Annotated in this window: 19 protein-coding genes and 1 tRNA gene; 15 read left to right on the top strand and 5 right to left on the bottom strand. The window is 69.5% G+C overall.

The genetic code is table 11. From position 1 onward, the window contains the following. Positions 1-10: 10 nt before the first annotated feature. Genes H5368_RS07620 through H5368_RS07610 form a run of 3 tightly spaced genes read left to right on the top strand, consistent with a single transcriptional unit; the run spans position 11 to position 3,365 of the window. Positions 11-1,792 carry a Mur ligase family protein gene (locus H5368_RS07620; RefSeq protein WP_343203891.1) on the top strand — a complete coding sequence of 594 codons (1,782 nt, stop codon included), beginning with the start codon at positions 11-13 and terminating at the stop codon, positions 1,790-1,792. After that, positions 1,789-2,607 carry an indole-3-glycerol phosphate synthase TrpC gene (gene trpC / locus H5368_RS07615; protein ID WP_182822942.1) on the top strand — a complete coding sequence of 273 codons (819 nt, stop codon included), beginning with the start codon at positions 1,789-1,791 and terminating at the stop codon, positions 2,605-2,607. The genes H5368_RS07620 and trpC overlap by 4 nt, the downstream gene beginning before the upstream one ends. Further along, on the top strand, positions 2,604-3,365 hold the full coding sequence (locus tag H5368_RS07610) for a haloacid dehalogenase-like hydrolase (RefSeq protein ID WP_182822940.1): 762 nt from the start codon (positions 2,604-2,606) through the stop codon (positions 3,363-3,365). The genes trpC and H5368_RS07610 overlap by 4 nt, the downstream gene beginning before the upstream one ends. On the opposite strand, the gene H5368_RS07605 is transcribed toward H5368_RS07610, so the two are convergent. From H5368_RS07605 to crp, 3 genes are all read right to left on the bottom strand, one after another. After that, positions 3,341-4,096 (bottom strand): sulfite exporter TauE/SafE family protein, encoded by a 756-nt coding sequence (locus H5368_RS07605; RefSeq protein ID WP_182822938.1) that lies wholly within the window; start codon positions 4,094-4,096, stop codon positions 3,341-3,343. The genes H5368_RS07610 and H5368_RS07605 overlap by 25 nt on opposite strands. Before the next feature lie 75 nt (positions 4,097-4,171). Continuing rightward, positions 4,172-4,642 carry a GNAT family N-acetyltransferase gene (locus H5368_RS07600; protein ID WP_182822936.1) on the bottom strand — a complete coding sequence of 157 codons (471 nt, stop codon included), beginning with the start codon at positions 4,640-4,642 and terminating at the stop codon, positions 4,172-4,174. A 7-nt stretch (positions 4,643-4,649) separates the two neighbouring features. Further along, positions 4,650-5,282 carry a cAMP-activated global transcriptional regulator CRP gene (crp, locus tag H5368_RS07595; protein WP_223878048.1) on the bottom strand — a complete coding sequence of 211 codons (633 nt, stop codon included), beginning with the start codon at positions 5,280-5,282 and terminating at the stop codon, positions 4,650-4,652. A 215-nt stretch (positions 5,283-5,497) separates the two neighbouring features. On the opposite strand from crp, the gene speD reads away from it, so the two are divergent. Then, positions 5,498-6,289, top strand: coding sequence for an adenosylmethionine decarboxylase (gene speD, locus H5368_RS07590; RefSeq protein ID WP_182822933.1), 792 nt, complete (start codon positions 5,498-5,500; stop codon positions 6,287-6,289). 15 nt (positions 6,290-6,304) lie between these two features. Continuing rightward, on the top strand, positions 6,305-6,622 hold the full coding sequence (sugE, locus tag H5368_RS07585; protein ID WP_182822931.1) for a quaternary ammonium compound efflux SMR transporter SugE: 318 nt from the start codon (positions 6,305-6,307) through the stop codon (positions 6,620-6,622). Between the two features lie 13 nt (positions 6,623-6,635). On the opposite strand, the gene coq7 is transcribed toward sugE, so the two are convergent. Then, entirely contained in the window at positions 6,636-7,277 is a 642-nt protein-coding gene (gene coq7, locus H5368_RS07580) for a 2-polyprenyl-3-methyl-6-methoxy-1,4-benzoquinone monooxygenase (RefSeq protein WP_182822929.1), read from the bottom strand. Positions 7,278-7,465: 188 nt separating this feature from the next. Here coq7 and rplM point away from each other — a divergent pair, with 188 nt between their 5' ends. The 6 genes from rplM (at position 7,466) to maiA (ending at position 11,033) form a co-directional block, all read left to right on the top strand. After that, a complete protein-coding gene (rplM, locus tag H5368_RS07575; protein WP_182822926.1) occupies positions 7,466-7,894 on the top strand; it encodes a 50S ribosomal protein L13 in 429 nt (142 codons plus the stop codon). 2 nt (positions 7,895-7,896) lie between these two features. Beyond that, complete coding sequence (gene rpsI, locus H5368_RS07570) at positions 7,897-8,289, top strand: 30S ribosomal protein S9 (protein ID WP_182822924.1); 393 nt, start codon at positions 7,897-7,899, stop codon at positions 8,287-8,289. Positions 8,290-8,340: 51 nt separating this feature from the next. After that, positions 8,341-8,415, top strand: a tRNA-Gln gene (locus H5368_RS07565). Positions 8,416-8,481: 66 nt separating this feature from the next. Beyond that, positions 8,482-9,225 carry a 2OG-Fe dioxygenase family protein gene (locus H5368_RS07560; RefSeq protein WP_220486512.1) on the top strand — a complete coding sequence of 248 codons (744 nt, stop codon included), beginning with the start codon at positions 8,482-8,484 and terminating at the stop codon, positions 9,223-9,225. Positions 9,226-9,300: 75 nt separating this feature from the next. After that, the gene (locus H5368_RS07555; RefSeq protein WP_182822922.1) at positions 9,301-10,290 is read left to right on the top strand and encodes a fumarylacetoacetate hydrolase family protein; all 990 of its coding nucleotides are present in this window, start codon (positions 9,301-9,303) and stop codon (positions 10,288-10,290) included. 77 nt (positions 10,291-10,367) lie between these two features. After that, positions 10,368-11,033 carry a maleylacetoacetate isomerase gene (gene maiA / locus H5368_RS07550; RefSeq protein ID WP_182822920.1) on the top strand — a complete coding sequence of 222 codons (666 nt, stop codon included), beginning with the start codon at positions 10,368-10,370 and terminating at the stop codon, positions 11,031-11,033. 4 nt (positions 11,034-11,037) lie between these two features. Here the strand turns inward: maiA and H5368_RS07545 are convergent, their stop codons facing one another. Further along, entirely contained in the window at positions 11,038-12,153 is a 1,116-nt protein-coding gene (locus H5368_RS07545; RefSeq protein WP_182822918.1) for a PilT/PilU family type 4a pilus ATPase, read from the bottom strand. Positions 12,154-12,248: 95 nt separating this feature from the next. Between H5368_RS07545 and H5368_RS07540 the strand changes: the two genes are divergently transcribed. From H5368_RS07540 to H5368_RS07525, 4 genes are all read left to right on the top strand, one after another. Then, the gene (locus tag H5368_RS07540; protein WP_182822916.1) at positions 12,249-12,635 is read left to right on the top strand and encodes a DUF4398 domain-containing protein; all 387 of its coding nucleotides are present in this window, start codon (positions 12,249-12,251) and stop codon (positions 12,633-12,635) included. Then, on the top strand, positions 12,632-13,264 hold the full coding sequence (locus H5368_RS07535; protein ID WP_182822914.1) for a hypothetical protein: 633 nt from the start codon (positions 12,632-12,634) through the stop codon (positions 13,262-13,264). The genes H5368_RS07540 and H5368_RS07535 overlap by 4 nt, the downstream gene beginning before the upstream one ends. Before the next feature lie 342 nt (positions 13,265-13,606). After that, on the top strand, positions 13,607-13,825 hold the full coding sequence (locus H5368_RS07530) for a YdcH family protein (protein ID WP_182822911.1): 219 nt from the start codon (positions 13,607-13,609) through the stop codon (positions 13,823-13,825). Between the two features lie 152 nt (positions 13,826-13,977). Further along, positions 13,978-15,354, top strand: coding sequence for a pyridoxal-phosphate dependent enzyme (locus H5368_RS07525; RefSeq protein WP_182822909.1), 1,377 nt, complete (start codon positions 13,978-13,980; stop codon positions 15,352-15,354). Positions 15,355-15,369 lie beyond the last annotated feature (15 nt).

The following is a 15,369-nucleotide window of genomic DNA, read 5'->3' as shown; positions in this document are numbered from 1 at the left end:
CACTGACGTGGTGGACGCATTTGAGGACTCGCGCCGGCTGACCGGTGCGAATGTCTATTTCGCCGGCCCCGGCGCCGCGCTGGAAACGGTGACCGGGCCCGCGGTGGATGCCGCGCCGCTCGCGCGCTGGGCCGGCAACATCGCCGCCGCGCGCGTGGCGCTCGGCTGGCCCGCTGGCGCGGTGCTGGCGCGTCCGCATGCCAGCGGCGCCTCGCTCGCGTTCGAGGCGCCGTTCGACCAGCTGTATGCCGCCACCGAGGTCAACGAGTGGGCGTGGTCCGCCGCGGGGGCGTCCACCGGCGGCCAGGCGGGCGACGAGGCCATGGCGCCGGGGCACGCGTCGCATCGCGATGCAGACGGCGCGCTGCACACCCTGCGCGCGGTGGCCGCGGCCGAGGCCAATCCACGGCTTGTGGCGCTGCGTGCCGCGGCGCACGCGCGCGGTCTGCCGTTCCTGTCCGACGACGACGAAGCCACGGTGGGCGCGGGCAGTGGCGCGGCGACCTGGCCGGTGCACGCGCTGCCGTCGGCGGATGCAGTCGACTGGGCCGCGTTGCACGACATTCCCTGCGCGCTGGTCACCGGCTCCAACGGCAAGACCACCACGGTGCGCCTGGTGGCGGCGATGGCGCGCGCGCATGGCTGGTCGACCGCGCACAGCTGCACCGATGGCGTGTTCTTCGACGGCGTGGAACTGGAGTCCGGCGACTACTCCGGCCCGACCGGCGCGCGCACCGCGCTGCGCCAGCCTCGGGCCGAGGCCGCGGTGCTGGAAACCGCGCGCGGCGGCCTGCTGCGCCGCGGCCTGGCCGTGGAGCGCGTACGTGCGGCGGTAGTGACCAATGTCAGCGAGGACCACTTCGGCGAGTACGGCGTGCACGGACTGGCCGACCTCGCGCGGGTCAAGCTCACCGTGGCGCGTGCCGTGGCCGATGACGGCCTGCTGGTGCTCAACGCCGACGATGCGCTGCTGCGCGAGCTCGGCGCCGACAGCAGCCGGCCACTGGGCTGGTTCGCGCTGGATGCGGAGGCGCCATGGCTGGTGGCGCATCGCGCCCGCGGCGGCGCGACCTGCGGCGTGCACGCCGGTCGCCTGCAGCTGCACTGGCGGGGCCGAAACCACGATCTCGGCGCGGTGGCCGACATGCCGCTGGCGCTGGGCGGCCGCGCCACCTACAACGTTGCCAACATTGCCGCCGCGAGCCTCGCGGCGTCGGCCATGGGCGTGCCGCCGGCGACGATCGCGTCCGCGCTGGCGCGCTTCGGTGCCGGCAGCGGCGACAACCCCGGGCGCCTGCAGCATTGGCGCTTCGACACGCTCGATGTGTTCGTCGACTACGCGCACAACCCCGAGGGCCTGCACGGCTTCCTGCGCGCGATCGGCGCGGACCGGCGCACCGGTCGCCTGGCGATGATCCTCGGCCACGCCGGCAACCGCGAGGATGCCGACCTGCGCGCGGTGGCCGCCACCGCGGCGGCCTACCGCCCGGAGCTGGTGGTGCTGAAGGACATCGGCGGCTACGAGCGCGGCCGTACCGCGGGCGAGGTGGCCGGTATCATGCGTGCCACGCTGATTGCTTCGGGCGTCGGCACGGACGCAATCGAGACCCGTCTCGACGAGGTCGAGGCCGCGCGCCGACCGCTCGAATGGGCGCGTGCCGGTGACCTGCTCGCGCTGCCGGTGCATGAACTTTCCGCGCGTGCCTGCGTGGTCCACCTGCTCGACGCGCTGCACGCGCAGGGCTGGCGGGCCGGCCAGCCGCTGCCCCCGAGAGAGGACGACATGCCATGAACGAACCCCGCCAGGATGTGCTGCGACGCATCCTCGCGCGCAAGGTGGAGGAAGTCGCCGAGCGCAGCGCCCGCGTGCCGCGCGAAGCGCTCGCCGCGCGCCTCGCCGACGCGCCCCCGGTGCGCGGCTTCGCGGCGGCCATCGAGCGCGTCGCCGCCTCGGGCCGTTCCGCGGTGATCGCCGAGGTCAAGAAGGCCAGCCCGTCGAAAGGCGTGATCCGCGCCGACTTCGATCCCGCGGCGATCGCGCGCAGCTACGAAGCCGGCGGCGCCGCCTGCCTGTCGGTGCTCACCGACATCGACTTCTTTCAGGGCGCCGATGCCTACCTGCAGGCCGCGCGCGACGCCTGCAGCCTGCCGGTGTTGCGCAAGGACTTCATCGTCGATGCGTACCAGGTCGACGAGGCACGCGTGCTCGGTGCCGATTGCGTGCTGTTGATCGTCGCCGCGCTCGACGACGCGCTGCTCGCCGCGCTCAGCGCGCAGGCGTTGTCGCTGGGCATGGACGTGCTGGCCGAGGTGCACGACGCCGACGAGTTCGCGCGCGCGCTGCGGCTGCCCGCAGTCGACGGCCGCGCGCCGCTGCTCGGGGTCAACAACCGCGACCTGCGCAGCTTCGAGGTGTCGCTGGACACCAGCGAGGCGCTGGCCGGCAGCGTGCCCGCGGGCCGGCGGCTGGTGTCGGAGAGCGGCATCATGACCACGGCCGATGTTTCGCGGCTGCGCGCGGCGGGCGTCGAGGCGTTCCTGGTCGGCGAGGCGTTCATGCGCGCAGACGACCCGGGCGAGGCGCTGCGCGCGCTGTTCGCGGCATGAGCAGCGTCGACCAACCGGACACGGCGCGCGGCGTGCCGCGCGCGGACGCGCCGCTGGTGGTGTTCGACTTCGACCACACCCTGTACGACGGCGACTCCGGCAGCCACCTGTTCGCCTGGCTGATCCGCCGCAGTCCCTGGCGCACGGCGCTGGCGCTGGTGATGGCGCCGGTGTTCGCGCCGATGGTGGCGTTCCTGCCGACCCGCCGCGTCGGCATCTCGGCGTTCGTCTGGGCCGGCACGGTCGGCTTCCATCGCCGTCGCGACCTCGATGACCTGATCGACACCTACGTCGACGGGCACGTCGAAGCCATCCGCGCCAAGCTGCTGCCGGTGGCGCTGGCGGTGATGCAGGCGCATCGCGAACGCGGTGACCGCGTGGTGGTGGCGACCGGCGCGCCGCCGGAACTGGCGCGCGCCATCCTCGCGTTCGTGGCCCACGAGGACGTGCCGGTGGTCGGCACGCTCGCCGGGCCGCGCTTTGGCGCGGTGGTCGCGGTGCGCCACTGCCACAACGAGGAAAAGATGCGCATGCTGCGCGAGCGTGGATGGGGCGACATCGCCATCGCCTATTCCGACTCCAGTGCGGACCTGCCGCTGCTGCGCGCCGCGCGCTCGCCGGTGGTGGTCAATCCCAAGCCCGGCGCGGTGGCGCTGTTCCGGCGCGAACTGCCGGCCGGCACGCCGATCCTCAACTGGGGTTGCCCGGACCGCGCGGGTGATCCGGTGCCGGCTCAGGCGACGAACAGCGCGCGGTAGATCTGGAAGCCGCTGATCGCCAGCACCAGCCCGCCGACGGCGAACAGCACCAGGCGCTCGCGCACGTGGCGCACCATCAGCGCCGAGACCGGTGCGGCGACCACCCCGCCGATCAGCAGGCCAAGGGTGATCTTCCAGTGTTCCAGGCCGATGGACAGCAGGAACGTCACCGAGATCGCCAGGGTGACCATGAACTCCGAGGCGCTGACGGTGCCGATGCTGGTCCGCGCCTCGCCACCGCGCGCAAGCAGGGTGGAGGTGGCGATCGGCCCCCAGCCACCGCCGCCGATGGCGTCGAACAGGCCGGCGAAGAAGCCGAGCACGCCGACGCGCTTCACGCGGCTGCGCGGCACCAGGCGCCCGCCGGCGCGCAGCAGGATCAGCAGCGCCAGCACCAGCAGGTAGCCGTGGATCCATGGCTTGATCGCGTCGCCGTCGATGCGGCTGAGCGCGTAGGCGCCGATCACCCCGCCCACCACGCCCGGCACCGCCAGGCGCAGCATCAGCTTGCGGTCGACATTGCCCATCGCGCCGTGCGCGGCGCCGGAGACCCCGGTGGTGAACACTTCGGCGGTATGCACGCTGGCGCTGACCGCCGCCGGCGGCATGCCCATCGCCAGCAGGATCGAGGACGACACCAGCCCGTAGGCCATGCCCAGCGCGCCATCGACCAGCTGCGCGCACAGGCCGATGGCCACGAACATCGCGAAATCTGCGCCCAGCAGGTCCATGCACCTCCCGTCGCGCCAGGCGCGTGGTTCAGGGGCTCAGGATAGCGGGGCGGCGGTGACGGGCGCCGCCTTGGATCAAGCGTCGCCGAGGCGTTTGACGAAGCGCACCGTGCCGTCGCCGAAGCCGCAGGCCTGGTAGAACGCGTGCGCGTCACTGCGCTGCGACCCGCTGCTGAGTTCGATGCGCGCGGCCCCGGCGGCGCGTGCGCGGCGCTCGGCTTCGCGCAGCAGCTGGCGGCCCAGGCCGCGGCCCTGCGCGCCGGCGGTCACCACCAGCGCGGTGATCCGGCAGGTGATGGTGTCCAGCGGCAGGTAATACATGAAGTCGAGCGCCACCAGGCCGCAGACCACGCCGCCGCAGCGCGCGACCACCAGCGCCTGGCGGTCGTCGCCGACGATCGCGGCGATGCGCCTGGCGGCATCGGCGCGGTCGCAGGGGTAGCCCATCTCGCAGAGCAGGGCGGCGACGTCGTCGGCGTCGATCGACGACGCGCTGCGCAGGTCGGCCTCCGGCAGGGTGCCGCGGGATTCGAAATGCGCCGGCACGCGGGGCTCAGCGCGTGCCGTACAGCACGACGGTCTTGCCGCGGGCGTGCAGCTTGCCGTCGATCTGCAGCTTCTTCAGCACGCGGCCGGCCATCTCGCGCGAGCAGCCGACCAGGCGGGCGAGCTCCTGGCGAGAGACGCGCAGCTGGGTGCCGTCGGGATGGCTCATCGCCTCGGGCTCCTTCGTCAGGTCGTGCAGCGTGCGCACGATGCGATCGGTGACGTCGAGGAAGGCGAGGCGCCCGGCCTTGCGGCTGGTGTCGAGCAGGCGCCGCGACAGCTGCGCGCCGATCGAATACATGATCTGCGTGGCATCTCCGGACAGCGATCCCTCGAACAGCTGGTACAGGCGCTCGTAGCTGATCTCGGCGAGTTCGGTCTGCGTGCGGGTGCGCAGGATCACCTCGCGCACGTCGGATTCGATGAACAGGCCCATCTCGCCGACGAACTCGCCCGCCCCGAAGTAGCCGAGGATCAGTTCGCGACCATCGTCCTCCTCGGTGATGATGCTGACCGAGCCGTTGATGACGTAATACATGGTGCCGGCCTGGTCGCCCGGGCGGAACACCTCGGTGCGCGGCGGATAGCGGCGGCGGTGGCAGTGCGCCAGGAAACGTTCGATCGTCGCCGGCGACGGCATGAGTGGATGCAGGGGGCGTCTATAGGTACTGAGGATGGCCACAGGGCTTGTATTCATGGGCAGGGTGAACGGGGGATTCAGGGAGAGTAGGCCGTTCGACCCCCGCGGGCAAACCCGTTGTGCCCCGATATGCGGCCCCAAGCCGGCTGCGGGTCGCCCCCCGGGGCGCGATGCCGCATAATCGCGCACTTTCCGCCGAACCTGGATCCGATGCCGTGGTCAAGCCGCTCCCCCGCCTGAAGCTCCAGGGGTTCAACAACCTCACCAAGGCGCTTTCCTTCAACATCTACGACGTCTGCTACGCGGTGTCCGAAGAAGAGAGGCAGCGCTACATCGAGTACATCGATGAGGAATACAACGCCGACAGGCTCACCCAGATCCTGACCGACGTCGCCGAGATCATCGGCGCCAACATCCTCAACATCGCCCGCCAGGACTACGACCCGCAGGGCGCGTCGGTGACGATCCTGATCTCGGAGCAGCCGGTGATCGACAAGGCGGCCGCCAAGGGCGTGATCTCCGACGCCGTGGTCGCGCACCTGGACAAGAGCCACATCACCGTCCACACCTATCCCGAGACGCACCCGCAGGCGGGCATCGCGACCTTCCGCGCCGACATTGACGTGGCCACGTGCGGCGTGATCTCGCCGCTGAAGGCGCTGAACTACCTGATCGAGAGCTTCGAGTCGGACATCGTCATCGCCGACTACCGCGTGCGCGGCTTCACCCGCGACATCAAGGGCAAGAAGCACTTCATCGACCACAAGATCAACTCGATCCAGGATTACCTGGCCAAGAACGTCAAGTCGCGCTACGAGATGTTCGACGTCAACGTCTACCAGGAAAACATCTTCCACACCAAGATGCACCTGAAGGACTTCGACCTCGACCAGTACCTGTTCGAGGAGAAGGCGCGCAACCTGTCGTTCAAGGAGCGCATGAAGATCGAGGCGCTGCTCAAGCGCGAGATCGAGGAGCTCTTCCACGGCCGCAACCTGGTGGAGTGACGAGGAACCGCCGCGATGGCCTGGATCCACCTGCTGCTCGCCGGCCTGTTCGAGATCGGCTTCGCGATCGGCCTCAAGTACACCGAAGGCTTCACCCGCCTGTGGCCCAGCGTCTGGACGGTGACCACCGCCGCGATCAGCCTGTGGCTGTTGACCCAGGCGCTGAAGGTCATCCCGGTGGGCACGGCCTATGCCATCTGGACCGGCATCGGCGCCGTGGGCGTGGTGACGATCGGCATCCTGGCGCTGGGCGAAAGCGCATCGCCTGCGCGCCTGGCGTGCATCGCCCTCATCGTGGGCGGCGTGGTCGGGCTGAAGGTGGTTTCGGCCTGACGCAAGCCGGCGGTCAGATCCGGTAAGCGACGGTCTTCATGAGCTTCGACGCCACGGCCATCAAGGTCGGGATCGGCTGCGGCAGCAGGCGCGCGCCGGCGGCTTCGGCGTTATCGGCGTGGCGGGCCTCGTCGGCCTTCATGACCTCGAGGATCGCGCGGCTGCGCAGGTCGGCCTCGGGCAGGGTGCGCAGGTGCTCTTCGAGATGCGCCTCGACCTGGCGCTCGGTTTCGACCACGAAGCCGAGGTTCCAGCCGTCGCCGCGCAGCCCGGCCAGCAGGCCGATGGCGTAGCTGCCCGCATACCACAGCGGGTTGAACAGGCTGGGCCGGCTGTCGAGTTCGCGCAGCCGGTCGTCGCACCAGGCAAGGTGATCGGTTTCCTCCTGAGCCGCCTCGAGCAGGTGCGCGCGCGTGGCGGCGTCGCGGGCCACCGTCGCCTGCCCGACATACAACGCCTGCGCGCAGACCTCGCCGACATGGTTGATGCGCATCAGTCCCGCCGCGTGGCGGCGCTCGGGCTCGTCCAGCACCACCTCGGCGTGGTCCGCGCCGGGGTTGCGGCGCTCGGCACGCGGCCGTCCGGCAACGGTTTCCAGTGCGTTCTGGGCATCCGCCAGCAGGCGGTCAAGCGGGGAGAGGGTGCGCGTGGTCATGCCGGCATTGTGCGCCCGCCGATCGGTGCCGGCCACCGGCCCCGAAGGGCCAGCCAACCTCCAACTTGCGGCGAACGCGGCCGGCCGGTACAATTCCGCCTCTTGCGTTCCCGGAACGTGAAAACGCGTGGCGAAGTTCCCGGCCCAGGCCCGGAACCAACCCGACCAGTCACCCCTGAGAGTTCCCGATGAAAACCTTTATTGCCAAGAACGAGACCGTCCAGCGCGACTGGTTCATCGTCGATGCCACCGGCAAGACCCTTGGCCGCCTGAGCACCGAAATCGCGCGCCGCCTGCGTGGCAAGCACAAGCCCGTCTACACCACCCACGTCGACACCGGCGACTACATCATCGTGGTCAACGCCGAGAAGATCCACGTGACCGGCAACAAGCTGGCCGACAAGATGTACTACCGCTTCACCGGTTACATCGGCAACCTCAAGTCCGAGTCCCTGGCGCAGGCGCTGCAGCGCCACCCGGAGCGCGTGATCGAGCATTCCGTCAAGGGCATGCTGCCGAAGAACACCCTCGGCCGTGCGATGTACAAGAAGCTCAAGGTCTACAAGGGTGCCGAACATCCGCACGCCGCCCAGCAGCCGCAAGTCCTGGATATCTGAACATGGCAATCACCCAGAATTACGGCACCGGCCGTCGCAAGTCCTCCACCGCCCGCGTGTTCCTGCGCCGCGGTACCGGCACCATCACCGTCAATGAGCGTCCGCTCGACGAGTTCTTCGGCCGCGAGACCGCGCGCATGATCGTGCGCCAGCCGCTCGAGCTGACCAAGAACACCGAGAGCTTCGACATCTACGTGACCACGCACGGCGGCGGCACCACCGGCCAGGCCGGCGCCATCCGCCTGGGCATCGCCCGCGCGCTGGTGGAGTACGACGAGACCCTCAAGACCGAACTGCGCAAGGCGGGCTTCATGACCCGTGACGCGCGCGAAGTCGAGCGCAAGAAGGTCGGCCTGCACAAGGCACGTCGCGCCACCCAGTTCTCGAAGCGCTGATCGAGGTATTCAGGATCGCCTCGCGCGATCCTGCGTTACAATTTGCTCCATAGCCCCGTCGCCAAGCGGTAAGGCACCTGACTCTGACTCAGGCATTCGGAGGTTCGAATCCTTCCGGGGCTGCCACATCCAAGCTAGGCCCGAAGCCCGCCACGTGCGGGCTTCGTCCTTTCCGCCTGCCGGAGTCCGCACATGGCCATGACCTTCCCCCCGCCGTATACCGCCGAGGACGGCGTGCTGGCGGCGCTGCGCGATGACGGGTATGCCGTACTCTCGCCCGCGATGGTCGCCGCACTTGCGGGCATGACGCCGGTGGACGTCGCCGGCCTGCAGGTCGGCTGGAGCGACCTGCCGCTCGACGGCTACCTGCGCGACGGCGGCAGCTATCGGCGGCGCCGGCATTCCTGCTTCATCGTCGACGGCGAGGGCGCGCATCTCGCCCCGCATCGCGCGCACTGGCAGTCGCTCGACTACAACGCACTGCATGGCGGCATGGAGCGCATGTACCAGCCGCTTTCGCCGGGCGTGATGGGAAGGCCTGCCTGGCCGCGGCTGCTGGAAGCGTTGGGCACGCTGTTTTCGCAGGTCCGCGCCGCCATTCCGTGGTACGTGGAAGCGCACCAGTTCCGCATCGACACCAGCGACGGCATCGGCCGGCCCACGCCCGAGGGCGCGCATCGCGACGGCGTCGATTTCGTCGCCGTGTTCGTCGTCGAGCGCCATGGCATCAAGGGCGGCGAGACCCGCGTGTTCGATGCCGCCGGCCCCGACGGCCACCGCTTCACGCTCGAGGACCCGTGGTCGCTGCTGCTGCTGGACGACACCCGCATGATCCACGAGTCGACCCCGATCCAGCCGCTCGACGCCGACGCCACCGGCCACCGCGACACCCTCGTCCTGACCTACCGGGCAGGTGCGTTCCAGGGTGAGGATTGAGAGCAAAAAATGCTCTCCCACACGCCACCCACCGCCCCGCTACAATCGGCGGATTGTGGCTTTCGCGGAGCGGTGATGAAGCTGGGTTCTTTGAAAGAGGGCGGCCGCGACGGCACGCTGGTGGTGGTGTCGCGTGATCTCGCGCGTGCCGTGCGCGCGACAGGGATCGCACCGACCCTGCAGCAGGCGCTCGAGGACTGGTCCAACATCGCGCCGCGCCTCGTGGCGCTGTCCGACGCGCTCAACGCCGGCGACGCCGATGGCGCCTTCGACGTGGAACCGGCGCAGCTTGCAGCCCCGTTGCCACGCGCCTACGAATTCCTCGATGGCAGCGCCTACCTGCCGCACGTGGCGCGCGTGCGCCGTGCGCGTGGTGCCGAGGTGCCCGAGAGCTTCTACACCGATCCGCTGATGTACCAGGGGACCAGCGCCGGCTTCCTCGGCCCGCGCGACCCGGTGCGGGTGACCAGCGAAGAACACGGCATCGACCTCGAGGCCGAGATCGTGGTGGTCACCGACGACGTGCCGATGGCGGTCACGCCGGAGCAGGCCGCCGGGCATATCCAGCTGATCGGACTGGTCAACGACGTCAGCCTGCGCAACCTGATCCCGGGCGAGCTGGCCAAGGGCTTCGGGTTCCTGCAGTCCAAGCCGCGTTCGGCGCTGTCGCCGGTGTTCGTGACGCCCGACGAGCTCGGCGACGCGTGGCGCGGCAGCAAGCTGCACCGGCCGCTGGTCACCCATGTCAATGGCGCATGGTTTGGCGCACCGGAGGCCGGCGTCGACATGCAGTTCGATTTCGCGCAATTGGTCGCGCATGCGGCCAGGACGCGGCCGCTGTCGGCGGGCACCCTCGTCGGCTCCGGCACCATCGCCAACGAGGACACCACGCTCGGCGCATCGTGCTTCGCCGAGAAGCGGACCGTCGAGGCGCTGGAGCACGGCCAGCCGGTGACGCCGTTCATGAGCTTCGGCGACACCGTGCGCATCGAGATGTTCGATGCCGCGGGCGAGACGATCTTCGGTGCCATCGAGCAGCGGATCGAGCACCAGGGCGCACCCTGAGGGACGCCAGCGGCGCGCCGGCCCCGCCCAGGCGGGATGATTTGGGGAACGGGGGGAGGAGTGGCCAGGTGGCGACCGTGAATGAATCCTTGTGCCTGCATTCGTACTGGCGCTCCAGCGCCGCGTATCGCGTGCGCATCGGCCTGAACATCAAGGGGCTGCCCTACGACATCGCCCCGGTGCACCTGGTCCGCGACGGTGGCGAACAGCACAAGCCCGACTTCGCGGCCATGAACCCGCAGCAGCTCGTGCCGGTGCTGCAACACGGCCAGCGCATGCTGCGCCAGTCGCTGGCGATCCTCGAGTACCTGGACGAGATGTGGCCCACGCCGCCACTGCTGCCGTCCACCGCGCGCGACCGCGTCCGCGTGCGCGGCCTGGCGCAACTGGTGGCGTGCGACATCCATCCGCTCAACAACCTGCGCGTGCTGCAGTACCTCGAGCGCGACTGGGGCGTGCCCGGCGCGGAGCGCGACGTGTGGGTGAAGCACTGGATCGTCGAGGGCTTCCGCGCGCTCGAGGCGCTGCTGGCCGGCAATGTCTCGACCGGCGAATACTGCGACGGCCACGCGCCGGGCCTGGCGGACTGCTGCCTGGTGCCGCAGGTCTACAACGCGCGCCGGTTCGGCGTGGACATGGCGGCGTTCCCGATCATCGCGCGCATCGAGCAACACTGCCTGCAACTTCCGGCATTCGACGCCGCGCGCCCCGAGCGCCAGCCCGACGCGCCCGAAATGGCCTGACGCCTCAGTGCGAGGCGTGGCCGGTGTCGAAGACGTCGGCGTAGGGGTCGTGCTCGTCGCCGCCTTCGGACAGGCGGAACTTGAGGTCCAGGCCGTCGCGCGAGTCGGCTGCCCGCAGCGCGGTCTCGCGCTCGATGCGGCCGTCCTTGAACAGCCGGAACAGGCACTGGTCGAACGACTCCATGCCTTCCTCCAGCGACTCCTCCATCGCCTGCTTGATCTCGTGCACCTGGCCGCGGCGCAGCAGGTCGCGGATCATCGGCGTGTTGATCAGCACTTCGGTGGCCGGCATCCGGCGACCGTCGGTGCCCACGACAAGGCGCTGCGAGACCACCGAACGCAGGTTCAGCGCCAGGTTCATCAGCACGTTCTTGTGCGCCGCCTCGGGGAAGAAATTGAGGATGCGCTCGATGGTCTGGTCGGCGTTGTTGGAGTGCAGCGTGGCCAGGCAGATGTGGCCGGTCTCGGCGAACGCGATCGCGGCCTCCATCGTGGTGGCGTCGAGGATCTCGCCGATCAGGATGACGTCCGGCGCCTCGCGCATCGCGTTCTTCAGCGCGTTGTGGAAGGCGTGGGTATCGATGCCGACCTCGCGCTGGTTGACGATCGACTTCTTGTGCCGGTGCAGGTATTCGATCGGATCCTCGATGGTGAGGATGTGCCCCGGGGTGGTGCTGTTGCGGTAATCGATCATCGACGCCAGCGTGGTCGACTTGCCGGAGCCGGTGGAGCCAACGATCAGCACCAGGCCGCGCGGGGCCATGATGATGTCCTTCAGCACGGACGGCAGCTGCAGCTCCTCGATCGAGGGGATGGTGCTGCGGATCGCACGGATCACCATGCCGACCTCGCCGCGCTGCTTGAACACGTTGACGCGGAAGCGCCCGGAGTCGGCCAGCGACAGCGCCATGTTGAGCTCCAGCTCGCGCTCGAACTGCGGCACCTGGCCTTCGTCCATCAGCGAGTAGGCGATCTTCTTCACCATGCCGGGAGGCAGGCCGGTATTGCCGAGCGGGTAAAGCTTGCCTTCGACCTTGATGTACACCGGCGCACCGGTGGTCAGGAACATGTCGGAGGCATTCTTTTCCGTCATCAGCTTGAGGAAATAGCCGATGTCCATTGCCGATATCCCCTGTCGCGTCGCGCCGGCACGTTGCGTACCGGGCGGATGCTGATAACAATGGCCGCGCGATCCCCCAATCGGCACGACCCCCTATGCGCACAAGCTTCGCACAATTCAAGACGGCCCTGCATGGCCTGTGTCTCGTTCCGGTGCTCGTACTCGGGGCCTGCGCGAGCCTGCCACCACCCACGGCCGAACTCACCACCGCGCAACAGGCGGTCTCGCGCGCCGATGCCGCCGATGCCCAGCAGTACGCGCCGGAGGAGCTCGAGCGCGCACGCACCGCGCTGAGCCGCGCCCAGTCGGCGATGGCGGCCGGCCAGGAGCGTGACGCACGCGTGCTGGCGCAGTTGGCGGCGGCTTCGGCCGACCTCGCCAAGGCCCGCAGCGAGCAGGCGCAGACCGCATCCGCGCTTGCACAGCGCCGCAGCGAGGTGGCTGGCCTGCGCCAGCGCCTCGGCATGGAGGGCACGCCATGACCCGCATCATCGCCGCCACGGCCATCGCCATCGCACTGCTGGCGACGCCGGCCATGGCGCAGGTCCAGCCGCGCGGGCAGGCGCCGGCGCGCACGCAGGCCGCGAGTGAACTGGCGCGCCTGGAGTCCCGCCTGCAGGCGATCGACACCGATCCCGTACGCAACACGCTGGCCGCGTACGAGCGTCTCCAGGCCCGCCAGGCGGTGGATGCGCTGGCGGCCGCAAGGAGCGGCCAGGGGCGCACGGACGCACGCCAGGTCGCCGAATGGCGGGTCGAGACCGCGGAAATCGCGGTAGGCAACGCCGTCGACCGGCGCGAGCTCGATCGCCTCGAGCGCGAACGCAGCGAACTGCTGGTGGAAGCCAGCCGCCAGGATGCCGCCCGCGCCCGCGCGGAGGCCGAGCGGCTGCGCATCCAGGCCCAGGTGCAGGCCGAGGAGGCCGAGCGCCTGCGCCTGGCGGCCGAGGAGGAATCCAGCGCCCGCCAGCAGGTGGAAGGCGTGCTGGACGACGTGGCCGGCGCACAGGCCGCCAAGCTGCGTGCGGCGCGACAGCGCGAAGCCGAGCTCAAGCGCCAGGAAGCCGAGCTGATGCGGGATGTGCCGGGTCCCGCCAGGCGCCCGCGCTGACGCCCGCAAGCACGCCGGAAGCGGGTCCGGCGGCCGCCTGTCCGGCGGCTGTCCGCACCCTCCGCGGTGGCCTTGCCCCCCCAGGTCGGGAGGAGTAGGGTCGGTCCTGCAGGCGGCGACCACCTACGGTGAGGCCGCCTGGCGGAGCGGAAGGGTGACGTGACGGAATCGTGCGACTCCAACGGGAATGTCGCCGCGGGCAAGGCCCCGCGGACGTTCCCGAGGGGGCGTCCGGAACGCGCCGGTCCAGCTTCAAACGATACGCCTCGGGCCGCAGGGTCCGGGGCGTTTTTGCATGTCCGCGCGGTGGGCCGCGCGGGCCACAGCTGAAAGGAGGTCTCCATGTTCGAAGGTCAACCGCAGGCCGAAATGGACGAGCTGTTCAAGTCCAACCCGGAGTTCCGCCAGCTCTACCACCGGCACAAGGAACTCGACAAGAAGGTGCTCGACGCGGAACTCGGCGTTCTGCCGATCGATGACACCAGGCTGGCGCAGATGAAGCGCGAAAAGCTCGTCGCCAAGGACCGCCTGGCGCAGATGTTCGACACATTGACCCACTGATTCCACTCCCCCCACGCCGTAACCAGGCAAGCGTGCGCGGCGGCGGCCATCCTCGTCGGTCGCCGCCGCGCACGCGCCACCTGCCGGGGCCACGCAACGGACCGCGACGCGCGATGCGATAATCGCCGCCCCGTTACGTGAGGCCGTCCGGCATGCCCATCCACGATTCCGTCCTCGGACTCATCGCCGATACCCCCATCGTCAAGGCCAGGCGCCTGGATGCGGGTTGCTGCGAGCTGTACTTCAAGCTCGAAAGCCAGAACCCCGGTGGTTCGATCAAGGACCGCATCGGCATGAGCATGATCGAGGCCGCCGAGGCGCGCGGCGACATCAAGCCGGGTGACACGCTGGTGGAGGGCACCGCCGGCAACACCGGCATCGGCCTGGCGCTGGTGGCGCAACAGAAGGGCTACAAGCTGGTGCTGGTGGTCCCCGACAAGATGAGCCGGGAAAAGATCTTCAACCTCAAGGCGATGGGTGCGGAAGTGGTACTGACCCGCTCGGACGTCGCCAAGGGCCACCCCGACTACTACCAGGACCTGGCCGAGCGCCTCGCCGCCGAGACGCCGGGGGCGTACTTCATCAACCAGTTCGGCAACCCCGACAACCCGGCCGCGCACGAGCACGGCACCGGCCCGGAGATCCTGCGCCAGATGGCCGAGGTCGGCGGGCTGGATGCGATCGTCTTCGGCTGCGGCAGCTCCGGCACGATGAGCGGGCTGTCGCGCTGCTTCGCCACGCAGGCGCCGGACGTGGAGATGGTGCTGGCCGATCCGGTCGGCTCGATCCTTGCCGAGTACATCAACGAGGGCACGCTCAGCGACAAGTCGGCCAGCTGGATGGTGGAGGGCATCGGCGAGGACTTCCTGCCGTCGATCTCCGATTTCTCGCGGGTGAAGAAGGCCTATGCGATCACCGACAAGGAGAGCTTCCTGACCGCGCGCGAGCTGCTGGCCAAGGAGGGCATCCTGGGCGGGTCGTCCACCGGCACGCTGCTGGCCGCGGCGCTGAAGTACTGCCGCGAGCAGACCACGCCGAAGAAGGTGCTGGTGTTCGTCTGCGACACCGGCAACAAGTACCTGTCGAAGATGTACAACGACTACTGGATGCTCGACAACGGCTTCATCGAGCGCGAGCAGCACGGCGACCTGCGCGACCTGATCCTGCGCCCGTATTCGCAGCGCGACACCGTGGTGGTCGGGCGCAACGACCTGCTGGTCACCGCCTACCAGCGCATGAAGCTGTACGAGATCTCGCAGCTGCCGGTGATGGACGGCGACGACCTGGTCGGCATCCTCGACGAGTCGGATGTGCTGCTGCACGTCTACGGTGACGAGGCCCGGTTCCGCGACCCGGTGTCGACCGCCATGGCCAGCAAGCTGGAAGTGCTGGACGTGAAATCGCCGATCGAGTCGCTGCTGCCGGTGTTCGACCGCGGCCAGGTGGCGATCGTGATGGACGGCAGCCGTTTCCTCGGCCTGATCACCCGGATCGACTTGCTGAACTGGCTCCGCCGCCGGGTGAACTGAGCCCCTCCGCGGGGC

This window comes from Luteimonas sp. MC1782, assembly GCF_014164605.1.
Taxonomy (GTDB): Bacteria; Pseudomonadota; Gammaproteobacteria; order Xanthomonadales; family Xanthomonadaceae; genus Luteimonas.
The sequence above is the reverse complement of the archived record's forward strand: the minus strand, read 5'-3'. Positions and strand labels throughout refer to the sequence as shown.